The sequence below is a fragment of the Nocardioides humi genome (assembly GCF_006494775.1).
GTDB classification, from domain to species: Bacteria; Actinomycetota; Actinomycetes; order Propionibacteriales; family Nocardioidaceae; genus Nocardioides; species Nocardioides humi.
In genome coordinates this window covers 1,479,534-1,503,662 of the sequence record NZ_CP041146.1, presented here as the reverse complement: position 1 = coordinate 1,503,662, position 24,129 = coordinate 1,479,534, and the positions used below count along the sequence as shown (strand labels likewise).

The following is a 24,129-nucleotide window of genomic DNA, read 5'->3' as shown; positions in this document are numbered from 1 at the left end:
TGACGATCACACCCATACTGGTATGTGATTCTCGGTGGCGGGGGGTCTGACCTGCCGTCGCGCGTGACCTCCGGTCGACGTGGTGGCCGTCGGCTCGGTGCCGAGTGAGCCGTGACGTACAGGTTCGAAGCGAAAATTTGTCACCTGCGTGACAACCGTCGCCGTGGGTGCTGCCGATGTGTGCGCTCTTGCGGTGCAGGCCGGACGGGAGTGAGATGGTGACCCGCGACACAGGTCGTTCTCGGGGAGGTAGCGCTCGGAGGGAGAGAGCCGTGCCGGAAACAGCCACACAGGTCGGTACCTCGGAGACGGCCAGACTCGTCCTCCCCGCCGTACGACGCCGTCTGCCACGAATCGCCCAACGGGTCGCCGACGAGATCCGGTCGACCGTACCCGCCTATGCCGGCGCCGATCACCGGCAGCCAGTCTTCACGGCCGTCAACAGTGCTGCGGCTTACTTCATCGGTCGTGCGCTGGGCGAGCCGGTCTCCTCGATGGCCGCTGACGACCTCTTCGCCAAGTTGGGTTTCCGCGAGGGTGGCGGCGGGGGCGATCTCTCGCGCCTGGACAGCGCCGTGCGGGTGGCGGCCGGCATCTACTGGGCGGAGATTCGCGTGGAGGCGGCGGCGCTGGGGATCTCGCCGTACGCATTGGAGGATCTTCGCGACGCCCTCGACGCCTACGCCGAGCACCTCCTCGACCAAGCGCGGCGGGGTCATGCCGCCGGCAGCACCGTGCGCGAGCAGGACACCGGGCTCGCTCGTCGCCGCCTCGTCGACGGTCTGCTCGCCGGCGCCGACCTCGCGGACCTCCAGCCGTACACCGAAGTCGCGAGCTGGTCGCTCCCGGCGCAGGTCGTGGTGATCGCCGTCGAGCTGCCCGAGGAGGCGCGTCTCGACCTGAGCGATCTGCCGGCTTCCGTGCTGTGTCGGACCGCGACCGGTCGAGCCGCCCTGGTCGGCGCCGAGGCCGACACCGAGGACGCGATCGCCCAGGTCCGGGCCCAGGTGCCCGCCGCGCGCTTTGCGGTCTGCTGGCCGGTCGAGCCGCGGGACGCTCCTGCCGCGCATCGCTGGACCCAGCGTGCGCTGGGGCTGGCGAGCAAAGGCATCCTGCCCCCGGAGCCGGTCCTCGAGTGCCGCTCCTACCGCACCGAGATCTGGCTCCACGCCGAGCCCGTCATGCGCCGGCAGCTGGCTCAGGAGCTCCTCCAGCCGTTGCTGGAGGAGACCGCCAACTCCCGCGAGATCCTCTCGGAGACGTTGCTGGTCTGGCTGGAGACCCGGGACAGTGCCCCCGCGATCGCCGCACGGCTCGGCGTGCACCCCCAGACGATCCGCTATCGGTGGCGCCGGATCAACCAGCTCTTCGGCGACGCACTGCACGATCCGGAGTATGTCGTCCAGCTGATGCTCGTGCTCAAGGCGAGCATCGCGCTCTGGGCCGCGGGTGATCAGAGTGACTTCGAGCGCTACTCGGGACGCGCTCAGTGAACCTGCCCGTCGTGCTCCTCGTCCTCCTCCCGATGCTCGCCGGGCTCCTGTTGCCTCTCCCCGCATGGCTGACTGTGCGCCGGGCGCGGCAGGAAGGAGTGGAGTTCCGGGGCATCGCCGCGCTCCGCGGGGCCGGGGCGATCGACACGGTGCTGCTCGACAGATGGGGCACGGTCACCACCGGCGAGCTCGTGGTCAGCGACATCGATCCCATCGAGGAAGGCAACGAGCGCAACCTGCGCTGGTTCGCCGCTGCGCTCGAGCACGCCTCTGCCGACCATCCGGTGGCGCGGGCGATCGCCCGCCTCGCCGGGACCGGAAAGGTCACCTCGGTCGAGATCTGTCCAGGTCAGGGGATCAGCGGCGCGGTGGACCGACATCCCGTCCGGGTGGGCACTCCCTCCTGGCTCGGTATGGAGGCGCGCGGCGGACTGGGGGAGACCGTCGGCGTCGAGGTCGACCACCGCCCCTTCGGCTACCTGACGGTGACCGATCAGATCCGTGCGGACGCCCCTCTGGCGGTGGCGCGCCTGCGGTCGTCGGGAGTGGAGCCGATCCTGCTCTGCGACGGCGATGCACTCAACGCCGAGCATCTGGCACGGTCCTGCGGGATCGAGAAGTGGCTTCTCGGGAATGACGCCGCGCAACGAGAGCAGCTGGTCCGGGAGCAGCGCGGTGCAGGACATACGATCGCGGTGGTCGCGAGAGCCGCGGGCAACACGGCAGCCCTCGCCGCGGCGGACGTCGCGTTCACCGACGCCGACACCGGCTCCGCCCCGGCGCACGCGCGCATGCCGGACCTGGACGCCCAGCGGGTCGCACGCGTGCTCGAGCTCGCGAGGCGGCTGCCCGTCATGGTCCTCCGTACGCGGATCGCGGGCCTCCTCCTCGCGGCCGTCGGAGCGCTGCTGGCCGCGCTCGGCCTGTTGAGCCTCACCGCCGCCGTCGCCTGGGCTGTGCTCGGGCTCGTCGTCGTCGGCCTCGTCACCCCGCTCTCGCTCGGTCGGCGCCGGTAGTCGCGGCCGGTGCACATCACTCGTCAAGGGCTCCGGTGGACGATCCGTCGTCGGTAGGGTCGGCCCCATGACCGACGGCCCGGGAACCCGCCGCCAGCGGTTCTTCGCCCGCTGGTATCCCGACATGATGCAGCGCTCCGAGGACGCCGGGCAGGCGGCGATCCGGGCCCGGCATCTCGCGCGGGCGACCGGCCGGGTGCTGGACCTCGGGACGGGCAACGGGTTCTCGGTGCCGCACTACACGGCGGCGGTGACCGAGCTGGCGATGGTGGAGCCCAATCCGGTGCTGCGGCGTCAGCTCCAGCGTCGTACCGCCGACATCCGGGCGCGGGCCTGGCAGGTCGTCGACGGCGATGCCTACGCGCTGCCGTTCGCGGACGCGTCCTTCGACACGGTGACGGCGTCGCTGGTCTTCTGCTCCCTCGACCGCCCGGAGGCCGCGCTCGCCGAGCTGGCGCGGGTGGTCCGGCCGGGCGGGACCTTCCTGTTCCACGAGCACGTCCGCGGGACGGGGCTGCTCCGGGTGCTGCACGAGGTCGCGACGCCGCTGCAGTCCCGGGTCGCGGACGGGTGCCACCTCAACCGCGACTTCCTCGGCCTGCTCGACCGCTCGCCGTTCGCGGTCGCCGAGGTCGAGCACCTGCGGATGCCGGGGCCGCCGGCCAGGGTGACCCCGATGGTCGTGGGGTCCGCGATCAGATGATGCCGGCCGCGACGGCGACCTCGCGGTAGGCCGCGGCGAGGGAGGCGACCGTCTCGTGGGCGTTGAGCCCGCTCGGGTTCGGGACCACCCACAGCTCGGCGCCGGACCACAGGTCGTCGAGGGTCTCCGGCTGGCGGCCGGGCCGGGCCTTGGGCAGGCCGAAGGCGGTGCGGTACGCCGTGATGCCCGCGATCGCGACGACCTTGGGGCGCTCCCGGGCGACGAGCTCGGTGAGCCGGACCCCGCCCGCCCTGAGCTCCTCGTCGCTCAGCTCGGAGGCCTTCGCGGTCGCGCGGTGCACGACATTGCTGATCCCGATGCCGCGCTCGCGGAGGCGGTCCCGGTCGGCGTCGGACATGCCGTCGGCCGGGTCGATCGGCTCGGTGATCACGCCGCCGAGCAGCAGGGCGGGGTAGAAGCGGTTGCCCGGGTGCGCGAAGTGGGTCTGGGTCGCCGCGGTCCACAGGCCGGGGTTGATGCCGACGAAGAGCAGCCTCAGCTCCTGGCCGGGCGCGTTCGGGAGCAGGTCGGGGACCTCGGCATCGCGGAAGGACTCCAGCTCGGCTCGGGTGAAGGTACGGCGGGACACGGGCCGAGCCTGCCACGATGATCCGGTGACCACGGAGCCGGCCTGGAACACCTTCGTCGAGGGGGACAACCTCGACGTGCTCGCCGCCGTGCTCGAAGGCATACCCGACGCTGTGCCGACGGAGTACGACCTGATCTACCTCGACCCGCCCTACAACACCGGCAACGACTTCGCCTACCACGACGACTTCAAGGGACGGCGGGGCGCGGGCGCGGCGGGCCGGCACGCCGCGTGGGCGGCGTACCTGCGGCCGCGGCTGGAGGCGGGGCGCCGCGTGCTCGCCGACACCGGCGCGCTCTTCGTCAGCATCGACGACCACGAGGTGGCGCACCTGCGGCTGCTCCTCGACGAGGTGTACGGCGAGGCGAACTTCCTCGCGCAGGTCGTGGTCAACCTCAACCCCAAGGGGCGGCAGCTGGGGAAGGGCTTCGCGACGTCGCACGAGTACCTCCTCGTCTACGCGAAGGACGCCGCACGGTGCGTGCTCGACGCGTCCTCCCCGCACACCGTGGTGGCGGCCGACTTCCCGCTCGAGGCGGCGGACGGCCGGCGCTACCGGCGGCTGCCGCTGCGCAACACCAACAAGAGGTTCAACCCGCTCTCCTCGCCGACCCTGCACTACCCGCTCTGGGGGGACCCGGAGACCGGCAGGGTGGCGGCCGAGCCGTTCGAGGGCGCGGTGGAGGTCAAGCCGGTCTTCGGGGACGGTACGCCGGCGGTGTGGCGCTGGTCCCGCCCACGGGTCGAGGGGCGGCCCGACGACCTCGAGTGCCGGGTGGTGCGCGGCACGCGAGGCGATCGGGTCGACGTCTACCAGCGCGACTGGCGCCACCCGGCCGGCGGGCGGCGCAAGAAGCTGCGCACCATCTGGCTCGCCGAGGAGGTCGGCTCCACCGACACCGCGGTCGCCGAGCTCAAGGACCTCGTCGGCCACGTCTTCGAGTCGCCGAAGCCGACCGGCCTGCTGCTGCGGGTGCTCGGCACGATGCCCGACGACGCGCGGGTGCTCGACTACTTCGCCGGGAGCGGCACCACCGGCCATGCCGTCGCGCTCGCCAACGCCGCCGACGGCGGGCGGCGCACCTGTCTCTCGGTGAACTCCGCCGAGCCGACCCGGGTCGGCTCCAACGCCGAGCGCGCCGGCTACGCGACGGTCTCCGCGGTCACCCGCGCCCGGCTGCGGGCCGTCGCCGAGCGCATCGGCGGCGGCTTCGTGGAGATCAGCTGACGCCGGCGGCCTTCTCCAGCGCGGCGAGCTCGTCGTCGAGGAAGGTGAGTAGACGCTGCAGGTGGGGGACGGTGCGGCGGCAGCCGGTGAGGCCGAAGCCCATGTTGCCGGCGTACGACGTGCAGGTGATGTTGAGCGCCATGCCGTTGATCGGGATGGAGACGGGGTAGTTGCCGACGAGCTGCGCGCCGTTCCAGTAGTGCGGCACCCGCGGGCCGGGGACGTTGCTGATGATCAGGTTGTACGGCGGCCGGACGATCCCCTGCATCCTCAGCATCGGCACCACGATCGACGGCGCCATGCCGATCGCGCTCATCGCCACGATCTGCGCCGGCGTCATCGACGACAGCGCCTCCTTGCCGTCCTTCATCGACGCTGCGATCGTGCGCAGCCGGTCGGCCGGGTCGGCCTTGTCGGTCGCGAGGCGCACCATCACCGAGCCGATCGCGTTGCCGCCGTCGGCGGACGCCGTCCCGGCCTGCTTGGCCTTGAGGCCGACCGGGACCATCGAGACCATCGACTGCTCGGGCAGCGCGTCGAGCTCGGTGAGATAGGTCCGCATCGCGCCGCTGCACATGGCGAGGACGACGTCGTTGATCGTCGTACCGGTGGCCTTGCCGACACCTCGGATCCGCTCGACCGGCCAGTCCTGCGCGGCGAACCGCCGGGCGCCGGTGATCGACTGGTTGAAGATCGTGCGGGGCGCGGCGAGCGACACCGCGGACGTCTCGTTGCGCAGGCCCTTGCGCAGCGTCTTCACCAGCGCGAGGGGCATCCCGGCGGCGTCGGCGCTGATGCTGAGGGCGGTGCGTACGGCGTCCCCCGGCAGGTCGGCGAGGGTGCGGGCGGCCGTCGTCGCGGCGTCCATCGCGGCGGCCGGCAGCGTCTCCGCGGGGTCGGGCTCCGGCCTGCGCCGGCGGGCGGCGCCCTCGGCGAAGGGCGCGGGCATGCTGCGGCGGTCGGCGTCGGACGACAGCACGCTGGCCATCAGCCGCATCGCGGAGATGCCGTCGACGAGGGCGTGGTGGAGCTTGGTGTACATCGCGACCCGGCCGTCGGCGAGCCCCTCGATGACGTGGGTCTCCCACAGGGGGCGCTCCCAGGCGAGCCGGGTGGAGTGCAGCCGCCCGACGAGCTCGAGCAGCTCGCGGACCCGGCCGGGCTGGGGGAGCGCGCTGTGGCGCACGTGGTGCTCGATGTCGAACTGCTCGTCCTCGCGCCAGACGAGGGTGCCGCCGGTCTTCACCGCGCGGTAGGGATGCTTGAGGAACAGCGGCGCGATCCGCTCCGTGTCGCGCATCGACTCGAACATCTCGCGGACGTAGTCGGGACCCGCGTCGGCCGGCGGCTCGAAGAGCTGGAGGCCGCCGACGTGCATCGGCATGTTGCGGTTCTCGGCGAGCAGGAACGCCGCCGAGGTCGGGTCGATCGGACGGAAGCCGGGCACGGAGACCACGGAGCAGCCCCTTTCGTCGCAGGTGGACCCGATCCTTGCGCGTCGTGACGGGCGTCACAAGCGAATCCGGCGGATGTCGGTCGTCGTTGTCGGGGAGAGGCGTGACCTGGCCCGGCACGGGGTAGGAGCGCCAGCGGCTGCACCCGAACGGATTGGACGCAGGTCTTGAGCAACATCACCCCGCCCGGCTGGTATCCCGACGGCGACGGCTGGGAGCGCCGCTGGGACGGCGGCTCCTGGACCGACGACCGGCGCCGGATGGCCGAGCCCGAGCCGGCCGACGAGGCGACCCGGGTGCGCCCGCAGGAGCCGCCGACCGCTCCGCCGGCCGCTCAGCCCACCGCTCAGCCCACCGCCCCGCCCGCCCCGGCGCCCGCTCCGGCGCCCGCTCCGGGCCCGCCGACCGCGCCGCGTGCCGGGACGCCGGCGCCCTCGCCGCCGGGCTACGGCCAGGTCCCGCACGGGTCGTACGGCGGCCAGCCGGCGCCGCACGGCCCGCCCACGCCGCCGCGCCGGAGCCGGCTCGGCCTGTGGATCGCGCTGGCCGTCGTACTCGTGCTCATCGCCGGTGCCGCCGGCACCCTCGCCGCGCTCCGCCCGTGGGAGGACGACGACCGGACCGCCGGCGACGGCGGCGGCCAGGGCGACGACCCGGCCGCGGTGGCGATCCAGGGCGACCTCGACGGCGACGGGCACGGCGACGCCGTCTACTACTTCTACCCCGACTACGACAGCGGCAAGAAGATCACCGCGACCAGCAACGGCGAGGTGTTCAGCACGACCGAGGTCGCCGTCGAGCCCTACCGCGAGCCCGACAGCCTGTTCCTCGACTGGGACGGCGACGGCGTCAACGAGGTGCTCACCTGGGCCTTCGTCGACTCCGCCAACCAGCTGACCCTCTCCTCGACCGAGTCCGACTTCCCGGGCGAGCAGACCTTCCGGCTGCCGCTGTCCTCGCTCAAGGACTACGGGCTGCGGATCCAGGTCCAGGCGGGCGACTTCGACGGCGACGGCAAGGTCGACCTCGCGGTCGCCGGCCCGAACGACAAGGCGGTCGACATCCAGGTGCTGAGGGGCGACGGGACGGGCGGCTTCGGCGACCCGGTGCGCTGGGCCTCGATCCCGAACGCCACCATCGACGCGACCGAGATCCGCAGCGGCGACTTCGACCACGACGGCGACGCCGACCTGTGGACCCAGCTGCCGTCGGAGAAGGTGAAGGACGAGGACTACACCGGCTACTACTCCGGCCGGAAGGGCTACGCGATGCTCACCTCCACCGGCAGCGAGTTCGAGATCGGCGCCGTCACCGAGAACAGCATCTACGCCGACGAGTACCTCGTCGGCGACGTCACCGGCGACGGCACGATCAGCCTGGTCACGGTCCAGGCCAGGAGCTACGACGAGAAGGTGGAGGTCAAGGTCTACGACCTGGCCGAGGGGCGGCCGAAGGAGGTCGCCGGGTTCACGGGCACCTCCACCATCGGCCAGCGCAGCCTGCAGGGCGCCATCCTCAGCGACGTCGACGGTGACGGCCGGGGCGACATCGTGTTCGTGGTCAAGGCCTACAAGGAGTCGAAGTTCACCGGCGTGCAGGTGATGCGGTCCAACGGCTCGGGGTTCGAGCGCGCGACGGTATGGGCGGAGACCCCGCCGTGCGACAGCGACGACTGCCGGATCCGGTTCCAGGGATCCTGACGGCTACAGGCCGGCCCTCAGCTCGGAGACGACCGAGTCGACGACGGCCACCAGGTCGTTGCCGGTCCGTTCGGCGACCGCCCGCTGGCGGACGTACGACGGGCCGCGGTGCGCGATGTCCAGCACCGAGGCCAGCTCGGCCTCGCAGCCCAGCCGGGCCGCGACCGGCTCCAGCCGCGGTACCAGGTCCGCGAGATCGTCGGTGACCAGCCGCTCGTGGGACTCGCCGTCGAGGATCACGATGGCGTCGACGCCGTACCGCGCGGCCCTCCACTTGTTCTCCTGGACGTGCCACGGCGGCATCGTGGTCAGCGTCTCGCCGGCGGCGACCCGCTCGTCGAACCAGACGACCAGGCAGTGCATGAGCGCGACCAGCGCCTCCATGTCGGCCAGCGTGGAGACGCCGTCGCAGATGCGGTTCTCCAGGGTGCCGTGCTTGATCGCCGGGCGCAGGTCCCAGCGGATCTCGCTGAGCTCGTCGATCACGCCGGTCGTGATCTGGTCGTGGGCGAAGTGCTCGAACTCCTCCCACCGCTCGAACTGGAACGGCAGGCCGGCGGTCGGCAGCTGCTGGAACATCAGCGCCCGGTTGGAGGCGTAGCCGGTGTCCACGCCCATCCAGATCGGCGAGGACGCCGACAGCGCCTGGAGGTGCGGATAGTAGGTCAGCAGGCCGGTGAGCACCGGCATCACGCGGCTCTGCTCGGGCAGCCCCACGTGCACGTGCACGCCCCAGATCAGCATCTGCCGGCCCCACCACTGCGTGCGGTTGATCAGCTCGGCGTACCGGTGACCCTCGGTCAGCTGCTGCCCGGTCCAGTCCGCGAAGGGGTGGGTCCCGGCGCCGTACAGGTCGAGGTCGAGGTCGTCGGCCGCGGCGGTGACGTACTGCAGCGTGTCGCGCAGGTCGGCCATCGCGTCCCCGACGGTGGTGCACACGCCGGTCACGACCTCCACGGTGTTCTTCAGCAGCTCCTTGTGGAGCTTGCCCGGGTCCGGCATCCGCGGCTTGGCGCGCGCGAAGAGGTGGGCGGCGTCGTTGCGGAGGTCGCGGGTACGACGGTCGACCAGCGCGAACTCCCACTCCACCCCCAGGGTCGGCTCCGCCGAGCCGTGGAAGTCGATGCGCACGCGATCAGCGTACGGCCGACCTGACAGCATGACGGCATGGACGACCTGCGGACGCTCCACCGCACGCTCGACCTGTGCCTCAAGGTCGGCGAGGTGCTGCTCTCCTCCGGTGCCGGCGCCCCCGACGTGGTCGCGACGATGCGTGCGCTGGCGCGGGCCCTCGGAGTGCGCCACACCCAGGTGGACGTCACCTTCACCTCGCTGGCGATGAGCGTCCAGCAGGGGCCGGACGAGCCGCCCGTCGTGCAGCTGCGGGCGGTGACCCAGCGCGAGATCGACTACGAGGACCTCACCCGGGTCGACCATCTCGTCCGCGACGTGGTCGCCGGCGGCACCGATCTCGAGGGCGCGCGGACCGCGCTCGCGCAGATCGTCTCCTCCGGGCACGCCCGGCCGCGCTGGGCGGCGACCGTCGGGTGGGGGCTGATGTGCGCCGGGGTCGGGCTCCAGCTCGGGGGCAACCTGGTCGTCGTCCTCGTGGCGATGCTGGCCGCGATCTGCATCGACCGGCTGCAGCTGCTGATGACCCGCCGCCGGCTGCCCGGGTTCTACCAGCAGGTCGCCGGCGGCGTGGTCGCCACCGTGCTCGCGGCGCTCGGCACCCGGCTCGCCGAGCCGTGGGTGCACCTCAACGCGTCGCTGGTCGTGACCGCGAACATCATCATGCTGCTCGCCGGCATCGGGTTCATGGGCGCTGTCCAGGACGCGCTGTCGGGCTTCTTCGTCACCGGCGGCGCGCGGATCCTCGAGGCGGTGCTCGCCACGGCCGGCATCATCGCCGGCGTCAGCGGCGGGCTGTCGCTGTGCGCGGCCGTCGGCCTGGAGATCCCGCGGCTGACCCTGCCGCGGTTCGACCTGGTCGGGGTGACCGCCCTCGGCGTGGGCGGCGCGATCGCGGCCGCGGCGTTCGCGTTCGCGTCGTACGCCCCCCTGCGCACGCTGCTCCCCGTCGGCGTGCTCGGCGGCGTCGGCCTGGTGATCACCCAGGTGGTGGTCGAGGCCGGCTTCGGGCGGACCTGGGCGGTCGGCCTGGCGGCGTTCCTGATCGGCCTGTTCGGCTACACCGTCGGCCGGCGGTTCCGGGTCCCGCCGCTGGTCGTCGTGGTCTCCGCCGTCGTGCCGCTGCTCCCCGGCCTCTCCATCTACCGCGGCCTGTTCCTGCTCGGCGAGGAGGGCGGTCAGCAGGCCGCCCAGGGCCTGCTCGCGATGGTCACCGCCGCCTCCATCGCCATCGCCCTCGCCTCCGGCGTGATCCTCGGCGAGTACGTCGCCCAGCCGGTCATGCGCGAGGCCCGCCGCGTCGAGGCCCGCCTCGCCGGCCCCCGCCTGGTCGGTGTCACCCGGGTCCGCCGAAGGAGCGCGCGCAGTCGCGCGAAGGAGCGGTAGCGGCCGCGTGGATGGGAGGAAGGTCACGTTCGCCGTGACCGATGTTTCACCACGCGTCCTCGTGGCAGGCTCCCGGCGCTTCCTGTGTCCGGGCGCTGGCGTTCGTCGGCGTCCGGATGTCCCAAGCGCGATCACCTACCTGAAGTACGGGAGAAATCTATGAAGAAGACCACCCTCGGCCTCGGCAGCATCGTTCTCGCCGCCGCGTTCTCGCTCACCGCGTGCGGTGGTGCCGACGAGGGCAAGCTCGCCAAGGAGTACTGCGAGCTGGCCAAGGACGCCTCCGACGCGGCCGCGTCCGGCGACGCCGACAAGGCGGAGAAGGCGGCCAAGGCGCTCACGGACTGGGCGGAGAAGAACAAGGACGCTAGGGGCGACGGCGAGGAGTTCGCGAAGGCCATCAAGGAGGAGTGCGGCGACCTGTCGCCCTCGCTGCCCTGATCGCACCGACCTTCCGCCAGCCGGGCTCCCGTCGCATCGGGAGCCCGGCTCGCTGCTTTCCGGCCGCCGGACGGCGATCCCGGACCGGGTCAGGGAAGGGTGTCGACGAGGGCGGGGAGGGAGGCGGTGATGACGTGGAGGAGGTCGTCGCGGGAGAGACCGGCGGGGTCCTCGCACCAGGTGAGGACGAGGTCCTCGACCATGGCCTGCCAGGCGTGGATGACCAGGCGGACGGCGGGGGTGTCGGGGATGACGAGGCCGCCGGGGTCGGAGGTGAAGAACCGGTCGGCGAGGGCGGCGAAGGTCGTCTCGTAGATGGCGCGCAGGTTGTCGTTGCCGGCGGTGGCGCCCTTCACCAGGGAGCGATAGCCGGTGTGGTTGGCGATGACGTAGTCGACGTACCCCGTCAGTGAGGCGAGCAGGCGCTCCAGCGGCTCGCCCTCGGCGGGGGGAGCCGTGCGGGCGTAGAGGTCGTCGGCGGCGTGCTGGACGACGGCCTCGTAGAAGCCCTGCTTGCCGCCGAAGTAGTGGTACATCAGCCCGCGGGAGATGCCGGCCTCCTCGGCGAGCACGTCGATGGACAGCTCGTCGAGCGAGCGGGTGGCGAGCAGGCGGACCCCGAGGTCGAGCAGCTGGGTACGGCGCTCGTCGGGGGAGAGGCGGGTGCGCGTGGGCGTCGTCACGTCGGCCATCCTATTGACAGATGTTCAATAACGCCAATAGCGTCGTCCCATGAGCGCTACTCCCGGTCGCAGCAACGTCGACCACCTCATCGTCGGCGCCGGCTTCGCCGGCCTCGCCGCGGCCATCAAGCTCGACGAGGCCGCCGAGCGCGACTTCGTCGTCATCGAGAAGGACAGCGACGTCGGCGGCACGTGGCACATCAACACCTATCCGGGTGCGGAGTGCGACGTCCCGAGCCAGCTCTACTCCTACTCCTTCGCGCTCAACCCGGACTGGTCCAAGGTCTACTCGCCGCAGCGGGAGATCTGGGAGTACACCCGCAAGGTCGCCGAGGAGTCCGGCACGCTCGACCGCTTCGTCTTCGACACCGCCGTCCTCGACGCGACGTGGGACGACGAGGCGCAGCGCTGGATCGTCCGGACCGAGGGGCCCGACGGTGTGAAGGAGTACGCCGCCCGCACGATCATCTCCGGCTCCGGCGGCCTCTCCGAGCCGCGGCTGCCCGAGATCGAGGGCATCGACGACTTCCAGGGCGAGATCTTCCACTCCGCCCGCTGGAACCACGACGTCGACCTCACCGGCAAGCGGGTCGCCGTCATCGGCACCGGCGCCTCGGCCATCCAGCTCGTCCCCGAGCTGCAGCAGGTGGTCGGCCACCTCGACGTCTACCAGCGCACGCCCAACTGGGTCATCCCGCGCAACGAGCGGTCCTTCAGCGACCTCGAGAAGACCGTCTTCAAGCGGGTTCCCGGCGCTCAGCGGGCGCTCCGCGCGCTCGTCTACGCCACCCTCGAGTCCCGGGTGCCCGCCTTCGCGCGGTTCCCGCAGGCGATGCGCGCGGTCGAGCTGCAGGGCAGGCGCAATATCGCCAAGGGCATCACGGACCCCGAGCTGCGCCGCAAGGTCACGCCCGACTACCGCGCCGGCTGCAAGCGGATCCTGATCTCCAACAAGTGGTATCCCGCCCTCGACGCCGGCAATGTCGACCTCGTCACCGACCCGATCGCCAAGATCACCGGCAACGCGATCGTCACCGCCGACGGCGTCGAGCGGCCGATCGACGTGCTCGTCGTGGCCACCGGGTTCTACGTCACCGAGCCGCCGATCGCGCAGCACATCACCGGCCGGGAGGGGCGCACGCTGGCCGAGGTCTGGGACGACGGCGGCATGGCGGCGTACAAGGGGACGACGATCCACGGCTTCCCCAACCTGTTCCAGATCGTCGGTCCCAACACCGCGCTCGGCCACTCCAGCATGATCTTCATCATCGAGTCGCAGGTGCGCTACGTCGTGGAGGCCGCCAAGGCGATGCGCCGCGAGGGTCTCGGGTCGGTCGAGCCGACGCAGGTCGCGCAGGACGCGTGGACCGCCGAGATCCGCCGCAGGATGAGGCCGACCGTGTGGCAGACCGGCGGCTGCGCGAGCTGGTACCTCGACAAGTTCGGCAACAACACCACGCTCTGGCCGGGCCAGACGTTCACCTTCCGCCAGCACCTGTCGAGGTTCGACCTCGACAGGTACGACGTCCGGGCAGTTCACCAGCGAGAGGCAGTCAACGCGTGAAGAACCTCAACAACAAGGTCGTCGTCATCACCGGCGCGGGCTCGGGCATCGGCCGCGCCCTCGCGGTGAACCTCGCCGGCAAGGGCGCGCGGCTCGCGCTCTCGGACGTGAACGAGGCGGGTCTCGCCGAGACCGCCGAGCTGGCCGCCGGGGCGGGCTCGCCCGACGTGCAGACCGCGCGGCTCGACGTCGCGGACCGCGAGGCGTTCGCGTCGTACGCCGCCGGCGTGGCCGAGCACTTCGGCCAGGTCAACGTGGTCGTCAACAACGCCGGCGTCGCGCTGGCGGGCGACGTCACCGACCTCGACTACAAGGACATGGAGTGGATCGTCGGCATCAACTTCTGGGGTGTCGTGCACGGCACCAAGGAGTTCCTGCCCCACCTCATCGCCTCCGGCGAGGGTCATGTCGTCAACCTGTCCTCGCTCTTCGGGCTGCTCGCGATGCCCGGCCAGAGCGCCTACAACGCGACCAAGTTCGCGGTCCGCGGCTTCACCGAGGCGCTGCGCGAGGAGATGCTCATCGCCGGCCACAACGTCGGCGTGACGTCCGTCCACCCCGGCGGCATCAAGACCGCGATCGCCCGCAACGCCCGGGTCTCCGACAAGGAGGACAAGGCCGCCACGGCGAAGCTGTTCGACGAGAAGCTCGCCAAGATGACGCCCGAGCGCGCCGCCGAGATCATCGTCAAGGGCATCCAGCGCAACCAGGCCCGGGTGCTCGTCGGCCTCGACGCCCACGCGCTGCACAACTTCCAGAAGTTCACCGGCTCGCGCTACGAGGACATCGTGGCGCTCGTCTCGAAGAGGGTGCTGCCCGCCAAGGCGGTCTGACCCCTAGCCTCGGGATTTCGCGAGGCTAGGGTCTCCTGCATGGAGGCGTCCTTCGACGGGGTTCTCGACCGGATGTGGTCGCGTAGCCGCCTGTCGCTGCGCGGCCGCGTCGACCGCTGGCGCGACAAGCTGTGGGTGGTCGTGCAGTGCTCGATCGCCGCGGGCGTGGCCTGGTTCGTGGCCCATGACCTGCTCGGCCACGACCTGCCGTTCTTCGCGCCGATCGCCGCCGTGCTGTGTCTCGGCACGTCCTACGGCCAGCGGCTGCGCCGGGTCGTCGAGGTCACGATCGGGGTCGCGATCGGCGTGCTCATCGCGGACGTGCTGGTGGCGGGCATCGGGTCGGGTGCCTGGCAGCTCGCGCTGATCGTCTTCCTGTCGATGTCGACGGCGCTGCTGTTCGACGCCGGGATCATGTTCGTGAACCAGGCCGCGGTGCAGTCGATCGTCGTCACCGTGCTGCTGCCGGGAGCCGGGGGCGCCTTCCTGCGCTGGACCGACGCGGTCGTCGGTGGAGGCGTCGCGCTGGTGGCCGCGATGGTGGTGCCCGCCGCGCCGCTGCGCCGGCCTCGCGAGCAGGCCGCCGCCGTCGCCCGCAAGATCGCCGACCTGCTGCGGGCCGCCTCGGACGTGATGGTCGACGGCGAGGTGACGCCCGCGCTCGAGCTCCTCGCCGACGCACGTACGACGGACCGGCTGATCCGCGAGCTCCAGGCCGCGGCCGAGGAGGGCATGTCGGTGGTCAGCTCCTCGCCGTTCCGGATCCGCCACCGAGAGCCGCTGCGCCGGATGGTCGAGCTGGTCGACCCGCTGGACCGGGCGCTGCGCAGCACCCGGGTGCTCGTCCGGCAGACCACCATCACGGCGTACCGGCGGCTGCCCGTGCCGCCGTCGTACATCGGGCTGACCGCCGACCTCGCCGCGGCCGCCGACGCCATCGCCCGCGAGCTGCACGCCGACCGGATCGCGACCGCCGCCCGCGAGGACGTGCTGGCGGTGGGCGCGGCGACCGGCCAGGTGGAGCGCAGCGACATCCTCACCGCGGAGGCGATCCTCGCCCAGCTGCGCGCGATCGTCGCCGACCTGCTGATGGTCACCGGGATGGGGCAGCTCGAGGCGACCGACGCGCTGCCGCCGCCGCGCTGACAACTGTCCCTGATCAGACCTGTGCGGCGTACAGCGCGTAGGGGTCGTGCAGCGGCCGGCCCAGGGCCTCCCGCAGCCACCCGGCGTCGCGGGCCGACGCCCGCTGGGCGGCGTCGACCGTGCCGTCGCCGGTGAGATTGGACGCGAAGATCCCGGCGGCCGACTTCGGCAGGAAGTCCTCGTAGACGATCGGCTGGAGTACGCCGTCCTCGTCGCGGCGGTAGTAGGCCAGCCCGGCCTCGTGCAGCTCCTGCTCGGTATCGGGGAAGGCATCGATCCCGCGCTCGTCGTACACGGCCCGGCCCTCGGGCGTCAGCGCGACCCCGCGCGCCTCGACCTCGCCGAAGCGCACCCGCAACTGGCCGTGGCTGATCGACCCGTCGCGGTCCCGGAAGCGGCGGGGCTCGGCGAGCGCCCGGAACGACGTCTGGCGCAGCAGCACCGCCGGCTTCCCCGGGGTCGTGGTCGGCGGCGGGCCCTGGATCCGGTCGATCATGGTGATCCCGCGCTCGGTCATCCGGCGGTAGAGGTCGTCGATGTCGAGCACTCGCGGGGTGAGGTGATTGATGTGCGTCGAAGTGACCCCGCCGATGTCGGCGGCAACGGACGAGATCGCCTCGAGGTGGTCGTACCAGGCGCGGTCGACCGGCTCCGGCGAGAGCGCGAAGGCCGCGGTGGCGAGCTCGAGGAAGCGGTCCGCATCCGCCGCCGGAAGGCCGCCGCCCTTCTCGGCCAGGTCGGCCAGGTCGAGCAGCTCGTCGGGGAACAGCCGGCGCGCGCCGAGGAACTCCTCCAGCTGCGCCTGCGTGGCCGCGTCGAAGAACCGCCGGTCGTCGACGACGAGCAGCGAGGTGAACACCCGGAACGGGTTGGCCGCGAGCTCCGCGCCGTCGATCGGCCGGAACGCCGTCGACACCACCGGGATGGGCGGGCTCGCCTCGCGCAGGTCGTAGAAGCCGACCGGGTGCATCCCGCACGCGCCGAAGATCTTGGCCACTTGGGCGATCTCGTCCGGCGTACCGACCCGGATCGCGCCGTGCCGTTCGGCCGTGACCCGCGCGATGGACCCGAGGCGCTCGGCCTCGGGGCCCATCGCGGCGAGTACGTCGGCGTTCACGGCCTCGGAGACCTCCACGAGCGTCGTGTACGCCGGCACCTCGGTGCCGTACAGCGCCGACAGGCTGCGGGCGAAGCGCGCCCGCAGCTCGGTCGGGCCGATCAGGCTCATCCGAATTCGACCCCTTGGGCGAGCGGCAGCTCGGTGGAGTAGTTGATCGTGTTGGTGGCCCGGCGCATGTACGCCTTCCACGCGTCCGAGCCGGACTCGCGGCCGCCGCCGGTCTCCTTCTCGCCGCCGAACGCGCCGCCGATCTCGGCGCCGGAGGTGCCGATGTTGACGTTGGCGATGCCGCAGTCGGAGCCGACCGCGGAGGTGAACGTCTCCGCCTCGCGCACGTCGAGGGTGAAGATCGCCGACGACAGGCCCTGCGCGACCTCGTTGTGGAGCGCGATCGCCTCGCCGAGGTCGCGGTACGTCAGGACGTAGAGCAGGGGAGCGAAGGTCTCCTGCCTGACGATGTCGGTCTGGGCCGGCATGTCGACGACGGCGGGCACGACGTACTCGCCGCCGGGTACGCCGTCCGCGCGGCCGCCGCCGGTGACCAGCCGGCCGCCGTCGGCCTGCGCCTGCTCGACGGCGGCGAGGAAGCCCTCGGTCGCGGCGGCGTCGACCAGCGGGCCGACCAGCGTCGCCGGGTCGAGGGGCGAGCCGATCGAGAGGGTGCCGTAGGCCTTGGACAGCCGAGTGACGAGCTGGTCGTGGACCGACTCGTGCACGATCACCCGGCGCAGCGACGTACACCGCTGGCCGGCGGTGCCGACGGCGGCGAACACGATGCCGCGCACCGCGAGGTCGAGGTCGGCCGAGGGGGCGACGATCGCCGCGTTGTTGCCGCCGAGCTCGAGCAGGCAGCGGCCCAGGCGCGCGGCCACGCGCGGCGCGACGAGCTTGCCCATCCGGGTGGAGCCGGTGGCGGAGACGAGCGGCACCCGCGGGTCGTCGACGAGCGCCTCGCCGACGGCCGCGTCGCCGACGACGACCTGGGCGATGTCCGCGGGAGCACCGACCCGGCGGGCCGCCTCGGCGAGCAGCGCCTGGCAGCCGAGGGCGGTGAGCAGGGTCTTCTCGGACGGCTTCCAGACGACCGCGTCGCCGGCGACGAGCGCGAGGGCGGCGTTCCAGGACCAGACCGCGACGGGGAAGTTGAAGGCGCTGATCACGCCGACGACACCGAGCGGGTGCCACTGCTCCATCATCCGGTGGCCGGGGCGCTCGGAGGCGATGGTGAGGCCGTGCAGCTGGCGGGACAGGCCGACCGCGAACTCGCAGATGTCGATCATCTCCTGGACCTCGCCGAGGCCCTCGGAGCGGATCTTGCCGGCCTCGATCGAGACCAGCTCGCCGAGCAGCTCCTTGTTCTCGCGCAGCAGCTCGCCGAGCTCACGGACCAGGTGGCCGCGCACGGGAGCGGGTACGACGCGCCACTGCTCGAACGCGGCCTGCGCCCGGGTCACCGCGGCCGCCACGTCGTCGGGGGTCTGGGCGGCCAGCCGGCCCAGCGTGGAGCCGTCGATGGGGGAGCGGGCGACGAGGGCGCCGTCCGCGGCGCCGTCCGCGGCTTTGTCCACAAGGAACGGGTCGCCCGCGCCGAGCTCGGCGAGGATCTGTCGGGTCCGTGTGGTCAGGTCGGGCATGGTCATCAGGCGATCCTTCCGTAGTCGGCGAAGCGCCGGCCCGCATGCGTGGCGTGCAGGTCCTCCAGCGCGATGTCCTCCTGCCGCACGAAGCCCTCCTGCGGCAGCCTTCCGTCGGCGACGAGCTCGACGACCGCGACCGCCGCGGACGCCGTGGTCCACGAGATGGCCCGCCACGTGCGACCGCCGATCTCGACGGGGAGGTACCCGCGGACGTGGTTCTCCCGGAACGGCTGGCCGCTCTTCGTGCCCTCCACCGCGGCGTGCAGGTAGACGATGTCGTCGTTGACCGGCGGCTTGGCCTTGACCAGGATGCGACCGACCTCCTCACGGCACTCGCGCAGCCCGAGCTCGTCGAAGAGGAAGTGCATCTGGTCGAAGTGGCCGGGGTAGCGCAGCGTCTTGTAGTCGAGGCGCTGCACCCTGCCCTCGTAGGTCTGGCACATGGTGCCCAGGCCGCCGGAGGTGAGCGCCGCCTCGAGCTCGATGCCGCCGATGACGACCCGCTCCTTCTCCTCCATCGCCGGCACCATCTGGCGGCGACCGGAGCGGAGCACCTCGCAGTCGTTGAGGTACTCGTTGACGACGCCCTCGGCCGACCAGTTGAACGCGTAGCCGAGCAGGCCGGTGGGGTTCTGCGGCAGTGCGCCGACCTTGAGCTCGATCGAGCGGATCTCCTCGAAGCCCTTCGCCAGGGAGGCGCCGACGATCCCGATCAGGCCCGGAGCCAGGCCGCACTGCGGCACGAACGCGACGCCGGGGTGCTCCGCGGCGAGCTCGATCACCCGCTGCGTCGTGGGGACGTCCTCGGTGAGGTCGAAGTAGTGGCAGCCGACTGCGGCGGCGGCCTCGGCGACCTCGATGTTGCGGTCGTAGGGCAGGCAGGAGACCACGGCGTCCACGCCGCGCAGCGCCTCGCGCAGGGCGTCGGCATCGCGCACGTCGAGCTCCGCGGTCTCGAACCGGAGGCCCTCTCGCGGGCTGCTGTCGTACCCGCTGACCTTGAAGCCGGCGTCGGTCAGCAGGCCGGCCACCAGCTCGCCGACCTTGCCGAGGCCGATCACCCCGACCTGGTTGATGGTGCGCTTCGGAGGAGTGGTCACGAGTTATCTCCGCTCACTGTGCGATAGAACAGAAAGATTTGCTGTCAAAAGCCCAAACTACTGACAATCTTTCTCTACTGTAACCCACCCCGCGGCCGGGGTGACAGCGGTGCCTGCGCGCCGCGCCGCCGATCCGCGAGCGGCTCGGTCGCCAGGGCGGCGACCACGGGGATGCGCCGAGCCGCCGACCGGGGGACGGATGGGAGACTGGTCCCGCTGTGGACATCTCCTACCCGCCCGACCTCCCGGTCAGCGCCCGACGTGACGACATCGCCGCCGCGATCCGCGACCACCAGGTCGTGATCGTCGCCGGCGAGACCGGCTCCGGGAAGACCACCCAGCTGCCGAAGATCTGCCTCGAGCTGGGGCGGGGGACGCCCGGCGAGGACGGCCGGCCGCGGATGATCGGCCACACCCAGCCGCGCCGGATCGCGGCGCGCTCGGTCGCGGAGCGGATCGCCGAGGAGCTGGGCACCGAGCTCGGCGACCTGGTCGGCTACCAGGTCCGGTTCACCGACCGGACCTCGCGGCAGAGCCGGATCAAGCTGATGACCGACGGCATCCTGCTGGCCGAGCTCCAGCGCGACCGGATGCTGCGGCGCTACGACACGATCGTCATCGACGAGGCCCACGAGCGCAGCCTCAACATCGACTTCCTGCTGGGCTACCTGCGCCAGCTGCTGCCGAAGCGGCCCGACCTCAAGCTGGTCATCACCTCGGCGACGATCGACCCGGAGCGCTTCGCGGAGCACTTCGCGGACGCACGCACCGGGGAGCCCGCGCCGATCGTCGAGGTGTCCGGCCGGACCTACCCGGTCGAGGTGCGCTATCGCCCGCTGGTCGACTATGCAGGCCTCCCGGAGGACGACCGTGTTGATGGAGACGGCGAGCCCATCGTCAGGGACCAGACCGAGGCGATCGTCGACGCGGTCAAGGAGCTCTCCGCCGAGGGGCCGGGCGACATCCTGGTCTTCCTCCCCGGCGAGCGCGAGATCCGCGACACCGCCGAGGCGCTGGCCCCGCTGGGCGACGGCGTGCGCGGGGTCGACGTACTGCCCCTCTACTCACGTCTCTCCGCCGCGGAGCAGCACCGCGTCTTCGCGCCCGCCAAGGGCTCGCGCCGCCGCGTGGTGCTGGCGACCAATGTCGCGGAGACGTCGCTGACCGTGCCCGGCATCCGGTACGTCGTCGACACCGGCGTCGCGCGCATCTCGCGGTACTCCGCCCGGACCAAGGTCCAGCGCCTGCCCATCGAGCCGATCAGCCAGGCGTCGGCCAACCAGCGCTCCGGCCGCTGCGGCCGGGTGGCCGCGGGCATCGCGATCCGGCTCTACGCCGAGGAGGACTTCGAGGCGCGCCCGGAGTTCACCGATCCCGAGATCCTGCGGACCAACCTGGCCTCGGTGATCCTGCAGATGACCTCGCTGGGGCTGGGCGACATCGAGCGGTTCCCGTTCGTCGAGCCGCCCGACCGGCGCAACGTGCAGGCCGGCACCCAGCTGCTCGAGGAGCTCGGCGCGGTGTCCGCCAAGGGCGACCTGACCAAGGTCGGCCGCCGCCTGGCCCGGCTGCCGATCGACCCGCGGCTGGGCCGGATGCTGCTGGAGGCGGAGCGGCTCGGCTGCGTGCGCGACGTCCTCGTCATCGTCGCCGCGCTCTCGCTGCAGGACCCGCGCGAGCGGCCCGGGGCCGACCGGCCGACCGAGCGCGCGCAGGCGGACCAGCTGCACGCCCGGTTCAAGGCCGAGGGCTCGGACTTCCTCAGCTGGCTCAACCTGATGACCCACCTGCGCCAGCAGCAGAAGGAGCTCTCGGGCAGCGCGTTCCGGCGGATGTGCAAGCGCGAGTACCTCAACTACCTGCGGGTGCGCGAGTGGCAGGAGTTCGTCGCCCAGCTGCGGCAGGTCGCCAAGGAGATGGGCATCCGTCTCGAGGCATCCGGCGACACCCTCGACGCCGACGGCATCCACCAGGCGCTGCTGTCCGGCCTGCTCTCCCACATCGGTGTGCTGGAGGAGAGGGAGAAGCCACGGCCGGGACAGAGGCGGCAAGGGCGCCCGGGGCCGCGGGAGTACCTCGGCGCGCGGGGCGCCCGGTTCGCGATCTTCCCCGGCTCCGGCCTGGCCCGCAGGAACCCACCGTTCGTGATGGCCGGCGAGCTGGTCGAGACCGGCCGGCTCTGGGCTCGCCAGAACGCCGCGATCGACCCCCGCTGGGCCGAGCGGCTCGGCGCCCACCTGGTGAAGCGGACCTACTCCGAGCCGCACTGGTCCCGCAAGCGGCAGTCCGTGATGGCGCGCGAGCGGGTCACCCTGTACGGCGTACCGCTGGCCGCCGACCGCGCCGTCTCCTACGGCAAGGTCGATCCCGAGCTGTCGCGGGAGATCTTCATCCGGCACGCGCTGGTGTACGGGGAGTGGGACACCCGGCACCGCTTCCTGCGCGAGAACCAGCGGCTCCTGGAGCAGGCCGAGGAGCTCGAGCACCGCGCCCGCCGGCGCGACCTCGTCGTCGACGAGCACACCCTGTTCGACTTCTACGACGCCCGCGTCCCGGAGGGGATCGTCAGCGGCGCGCACTTCGACCGCTGGTGGCGCGACGCTCGCCGGGAGCAGCCGGAGCTGCTGACCTTCGACCCGACGATGCTGACCCACGACACGGCCGAGGAGGTCCGGGAGGCGGACTACCCCGAGGAGTGGTCGGTCACGGGCGGCCTCACGTTCCCGATCAGCTACCACTTCGAGCCGGGCGCGAAGGACGACGGGCTCACCATCGACATCCCCGTCGCGACCCTCAACCGGGTCGACGACGACGACTTCTCCTGGATCGTCCCCGGACTGCGCGAGGAGCTGGTGACCGAGCTGATCCGCAGCCTGCCGAAGGCGCTCCGGGTCAGCTTCGTGCCGGCGCCGAACACGGCGCGGGAGTTCCTCGCCGCCGTGCCGCCGGGGGAGGAGGCGCTCCTCACCGCGCTCGAGAGATATCTCCGCTCGACGACCGGCGTGCACGTCCCGCGCGACGCCTGGGACCTCGCCGCCCTGCCCGAGCACCTCAAGCCGAGCTACCGGGTGGTCGACGAGCGGGGGAGGGTGCAGGGCCGCGGCAAGTCGCTCGCCGAGCTCAAGGCGCCGCTGCAGCCGGAGTTCGACAAGGCGATCGCCGCGGTCGCCTCCGACTCCGGCGTCGCGCGCACCGGCGAGACCGACTGGGTCTTCGACGAGATCCCGGTGACCGCCACCTGGACCCGCGCCGGCCACGAGGTCGAGGCCCACCCCGGCCTGGTCGACGAGGGCGCCACCGTGGGCCTGCAGGTCTTCGGCTCCGCCGACGAGCGCGACGCCCGGCACCGGCAGGGTGTCGTCCGGCTGCTGCTGCTCGCGCTCGGGGAAGCTCCCCTCGACGGCGTGGTCGACGGACTCGGCAACGCCGAGAAGCTGGGCCTCGCCGGGACGCCGTACTCCGGTGTGCCGGCGATCCTCGCCGACTGCCTGCGCGCCGTCGTGGCCGACGCCGTCGACGCCCGGCCGCCGGTCCGCACCCGCAGCGAGTACGACGCGCTGCTCGCCGCCCTGCGCCCCACCGCCGCCGCGGGGGCGCGGGAGGTGCTCGCCGAGCTGCTCCGCGTGCTCGCCGCCTGGCGCGAGGTCGACCGCCTCCTCAGCGGCCGCGCCGACCTGCCGCTGCTGCCCGCGCTCACCGACCTCCAGGGCCAGCTCGCCCGGCTCGTGCACGACGGCTTCGTCGGCGAGGCCGGGGCCGTGCGGCTGCGCCGCTACCGCACCTGGCTCGGGGCGATGCGCGAGCGTCGTACCGCCCTCGAGACCGGCGGGCCCGCCGCCCTGGCGAAGGACCGCCAGCGGATGGACCTCGTCCAGCCGCTCCAGGACGCCTATCTCGCCCGGGTCGCCGCCCTCCCCGAGGGCCGGCCCGCGGGCGCGGGTCTGCGGGCGGTCCGGTGGATGCTGGAGGAGTACCGCGTCTCGCTGTGGGCCCAGCAGCTCGGCACCGACGGCCCGATCTCGGACGTGCGGATCCGCAAGGCCCTCGACGCCCTGTGATCGAGCACACCGGGCCGGGAGCGCCTCACGGCGCAGGGCCGCTCGTAGCGGCTAGATGTTGGGACCCGGGGCTGCCGCGACCCGGCGTGCTCGAATCCCCATTATAGAGCCTCCGCCCGTAGGTGACGCCCTGTTGCATCACCTACGGGCGGAACCTCTCGAGCCTTCAGCCCAGTGGTCGTGAGAGTTCGAGGTGACCCGCTGCCTCGAGCTGCTCGGCCAGGGCCAGCATGCGGCGTACGTCGGCGTCGGGGATCTCGCTCAGGCCGGCCCGGCCGGCGGCGACGACCCGGGCGAAGGCGGCGGCGCGGAGGAGGACGTCGGCGAACTCGCGCTCGGCGATGCCGCGGAGGACCTCGTCGACCATGCCGCGCAGCTCGTCGGGGCCGGGCGGGTCGGCGACACCGGCGACGACGCGGGCGAACTCGGCGCGGCCGCGGCCGGCCTCGAACTGGCGGGCGACGCCGGCCGGGTCGGCGTACACCCAGGACCGGAGCAGGTACAGCCGCCACAGGCAGCCGGCGAGCGTGTCGGCGGCGGCGTGGGACCAGACCTCCGCGATGGCCTCGATGCCCTCGGTGTCGGCGAGGTGGACCAGCCGCTCGGAGACGCCGGCGTCCTCGCTGGAGCGCGCACCGCGGACGAGGAGGACGGCGGCGCGCTCGGCGGCCTCGGTGAGCAGGGCGGGGTCGGCGCCGTCGGCGTACTCGTCGAAGAACGCGGCCTCCCGCGGCGCGGGGCGGTGGTGACGCCGGTGCTCGGACACCCGAACAGCCTAGTAGCGCGTCGCAGCTAGAACGCGGGCTGGGAGTCGCCCAGGCACGCACCTCGCCGCGTTGGCGAAGCT

19 protein-coding genes are annotated in these 24,129 nt (G+C 72.3%); 11 read left to right on the top strand and 8 right to left on the bottom strand.

Features of this window, described 5'->3' with window-relative positions; genetic code table 11:
* Positions 1–176: 176 nt before the first annotated feature.
* The 3 genes from FIV44_RS07370 to FIV44_RS07360 all read left to right on the top strand — a co-directional run bounded on the left by FIV44_RS07370 (position 177) and on the right by FIV44_RS07360 (position 3,212).
* A complete protein-coding gene (locus FIV44_RS07370) occupies positions 177–1,493 on the top strand; it encodes a helix-turn-helix domain-containing protein (RefSeq protein WP_484213893.1) in 1,317 nt (438 codons plus the stop codon).
* On the top strand, positions 1,490–2,509 hold the full coding sequence (locus FIV44_RS07365; RefSeq protein ID WP_181411034.1) for an HAD family hydrolase: 1,020 nt from the start codon (positions 1,490–1,492) through the stop codon (positions 2,507–2,509). Before FIV44_RS07370 ends, FIV44_RS07365 begins: the two co-directional genes overlap by 4 nt.
* 67 nt (positions 2,510–2,576) lie before the next feature.
* Positions 2,577–3,212, top strand: coding sequence for a class I SAM-dependent methyltransferase (locus FIV44_RS07360; protein ID WP_141003874.1), 636 nt, complete (start codon positions 2,577–2,579; stop codon positions 3,210–3,212).
* Here FIV44_RS07360 and FIV44_RS07355 read toward each other — a convergent pair.
* Entirely contained in the window at positions 3,205–3,801 is a 597-nt protein-coding gene (locus FIV44_RS07355) for a mismatch-specific DNA-glycosylase (protein WP_181411279.1), read from the bottom strand. The two genes, FIV44_RS07360 and FIV44_RS07355, sit on opposite strands and share 8 nt — an antisense overlap.
* 25 nt (positions 3,802–3,826) lie before the next feature.
* On the opposite strand from FIV44_RS07355, the gene FIV44_RS07350 reads away from it, so the two are divergent.
* Complete coding sequence (locus FIV44_RS07350; RefSeq protein WP_246086859.1) at positions 3,827–5,029, top strand: site-specific DNA-methyltransferase; 1,203 nt, start codon at positions 3,827–3,829, stop codon at positions 5,027–5,029.
* On the opposite strand, the gene FIV44_RS07345 is transcribed toward FIV44_RS07350, so the two are convergent.
* Positions 5,022–6,485 carry a WS/DGAT/MGAT family O-acyltransferase gene (locus FIV44_RS07345; RefSeq protein ID WP_246086858.1) on the bottom strand — a complete coding sequence of 488 codons (1,464 nt, stop codon included), beginning with the start codon at positions 6,483–6,485 and terminating at the stop codon, positions 5,022–5,024. The two genes, FIV44_RS07350 and FIV44_RS07345, sit on opposite strands and share 8 nt — an antisense overlap.
* 165 nt (positions 6,486–6,650) lie before the next feature.
* Here FIV44_RS07345 and FIV44_RS07340 point away from each other — a divergent pair, with 165 nt between their 5' ends.
* Positions 6,651–8,183, top strand: a complete 1,533-nt coding sequence (locus tag FIV44_RS07340; RefSeq protein WP_141003871.1) for an FG-GAP-like repeat-containing protein — start codon at positions 6,651–6,653, stop codon at positions 8,181–8,183.
* 3 nt (positions 8,184–8,186) lie between these two features.
* Here the strand turns inward: FIV44_RS07340 and FIV44_RS07335 are convergent, their stop codons facing one another.
* Positions 8,187–9,314: a glutamate--cysteine ligase gene (locus tag FIV44_RS07335; RefSeq protein ID WP_141003870.1), complete on the bottom strand. Its 1,128-nt coding sequence runs from the start codon at positions 9,312–9,314 to the stop codon at positions 8,187–8,189.
* 36 nt (positions 9,315–9,350) lie between these two features.
* On the opposite strand from FIV44_RS07335, the gene FIV44_RS07330 reads away from it, so the two are divergent.
* Positions 9,351–10,700 (top strand): threonine/serine exporter family protein, encoded by a 1,350-nt coding sequence (locus FIV44_RS07330; RefSeq protein ID WP_141003869.1) that lies wholly within the window; start codon positions 9,351–9,353, stop codon positions 10,698–10,700.
* 159 nt (positions 10,701–10,859) lie between these two features.
* Complete coding sequence (locus FIV44_RS07325) at positions 10,860–11,141, top strand: hypothetical protein (RefSeq protein ID WP_141003868.1); 282 nt, start codon at positions 10,860–10,862, stop codon at positions 11,139–11,141.
* 89 nt (positions 11,142–11,230) lie between these two features.
* Here FIV44_RS07325 and FIV44_RS07320 read toward each other — a convergent pair whose 3' ends face one another.
* Positions 11,231–11,824 carry a TetR/AcrR family transcriptional regulator gene (locus FIV44_RS07320; protein WP_246086857.1) on the bottom strand — a complete coding sequence of 198 codons (594 nt, stop codon included), beginning with the start codon at positions 11,822–11,824 and terminating at the stop codon, positions 11,231–11,233.
* A 49-nt stretch (positions 11,825–11,873) separates the two neighbouring features.
* Between FIV44_RS07320 and FIV44_RS07315 the strand changes: the two genes are divergently transcribed.
* Genes FIV44_RS07315 through FIV44_RS07305 form a run of 3 tightly spaced genes read left to right on the top strand, consistent with a single transcriptional unit; the run spans position 11,874 to position 15,367 of the window.
* Positions 11,874–13,388: a flavin-containing monooxygenase gene (locus tag FIV44_RS07315; RefSeq protein WP_141003866.1), complete on the top strand. Its 1,515-nt coding sequence runs from the start codon at positions 11,874–11,876 to the stop codon at positions 13,386–13,388.
* Complete coding sequence (locus FIV44_RS07310; protein ID WP_141003865.1) at positions 13,385–14,221, top strand: SDR family NAD(P)-dependent oxidoreductase; 837 nt, start codon at positions 13,385–13,387, stop codon at positions 14,219–14,221. Before FIV44_RS07315 ends, FIV44_RS07310 begins: the two co-directional genes overlap by 4 nt.
* A 39-nt stretch (positions 14,222–14,260) precedes the next feature.
* A complete protein-coding gene (locus FIV44_RS07305) occupies positions 14,261–15,367 on the top strand; it encodes an FUSC family protein (protein WP_141003864.1) in 1,107 nt (368 codons plus the stop codon).
* Positions 15,368–15,380: 13 nt separating this feature from the next.
* Here the strand turns inward: FIV44_RS07305 and hglS are convergent, their stop codons facing one another.
* The 3 genes from hglS to FIV44_RS07290 are packed head-to-tail and all read right to left on the bottom strand — an operon-like array spanning position 15,381 to position 19,224.
* Positions 15,381–16,595: a 2-oxoadipate dioxygenase/decarboxylase gene (gene hglS / locus FIV44_RS07300; protein WP_141003863.1), complete on the bottom strand. Its 1,215-nt coding sequence runs from the start codon at positions 16,593–16,595 to the stop codon at positions 15,381–15,383.
* Positions 16,592–18,127, bottom strand: a complete 1,536-nt coding sequence (amaB, locus tag FIV44_RS07295) for an L-piperidine-6-carboxylate dehydrogenase (RefSeq protein ID WP_141003862.1) — start codon at positions 18,125–18,127, stop codon at positions 16,592–16,594. Before amaB ends, hglS begins: the two co-directional genes overlap by 4 nt.
* Complete coding sequence (locus tag FIV44_RS07290; protein WP_219996335.1) at positions 18,127–19,224, bottom strand: saccharopine dehydrogenase family protein; 1,098 nt, start codon at positions 19,222–19,224, stop codon at positions 18,127–18,129. Before FIV44_RS07290 ends, amaB begins: the two co-directional genes overlap by 1 nt.
* Before the next feature lie 218 nt (positions 19,225–19,442).
* On the opposite strand from FIV44_RS07290, the gene hrpA reads away from it, so the two are divergent.
* Positions 19,443–23,282 carry an ATP-dependent RNA helicase HrpA gene (gene hrpA, locus FIV44_RS07285; protein WP_141003861.1) on the top strand — a complete coding sequence of 1,280 codons (3,840 nt, stop codon included), beginning with the start codon at positions 19,443–19,445 and terminating at the stop codon, positions 23,280–23,282.
* A 166-nt stretch (positions 23,283–23,448) separates the two neighbouring features.
* On the opposite strand, the gene FIV44_RS07280 is transcribed toward hrpA, so the two are convergent.
* Positions 23,449–24,048, bottom strand: coding sequence for a hypothetical protein (locus FIV44_RS07280; RefSeq protein ID WP_246086856.1), 600 nt, complete (start codon positions 24,046–24,048; stop codon positions 23,449–23,451).
* Positions 24,049–24,129 lie beyond the last annotated feature (81 nt).

Bases quoted from the DNA above. Each gene is read 5' to 3' on its own strand.
- FIV44_RS07370 (WP_484213893.1), top strand. From the start codon at position 177: ATGTGTGCGCTCTTGCGGTGCAGGCCGGACGGGAGTGAGATGGTGACC.
- FIV44_RS07360 (WP_141003874.1), top strand. From the start codon at position 2,577: ATGACCGACGGCCCGGGAACCCGCCGCCAGCGGTTCTTCGCCCGCTGG.
- FIV44_RS07330 (WP_141003869.1), top strand. From the start codon at position 9,351: ATGGACGACCTGCGGACGCTCCACCGCACGCTCGACCTGTGCCTCAAG.
- FIV44_RS07325 (WP_141003868.1), top strand. From the start codon at position 10,860: ATGAAGAAGACCACCCTCGGCCTCGGCAGCATCGTTCTCGCCGCCGCG.
- FIV44_RS07315 (WP_141003866.1), top strand. From the start codon at position 11,874: ATGAGCGCTACTCCCGGTCGCAGCAACGTCGACCACCTCATCGTCGGC.
- FIV44_RS07305 (WP_141003864.1), top strand. From the start codon at position 14,261: ATGGAGGCGTCCTTCGACGGGGTTCTCGACCGGATGTGGTCGCGTAGC.
- hglS (WP_141003863.1), bottom strand. From the start codon at position 16,595: ATGAGCCTGATCGGCCCGACCGAGCTGCGGGCGCGCTTCGCCCGCAGC.
- amaB (WP_141003862.1), bottom strand. From the start codon at position 18,127: ATGACCATGCCCGACCTGACCACACGGACCCGACAGATCCTCGCCGAG.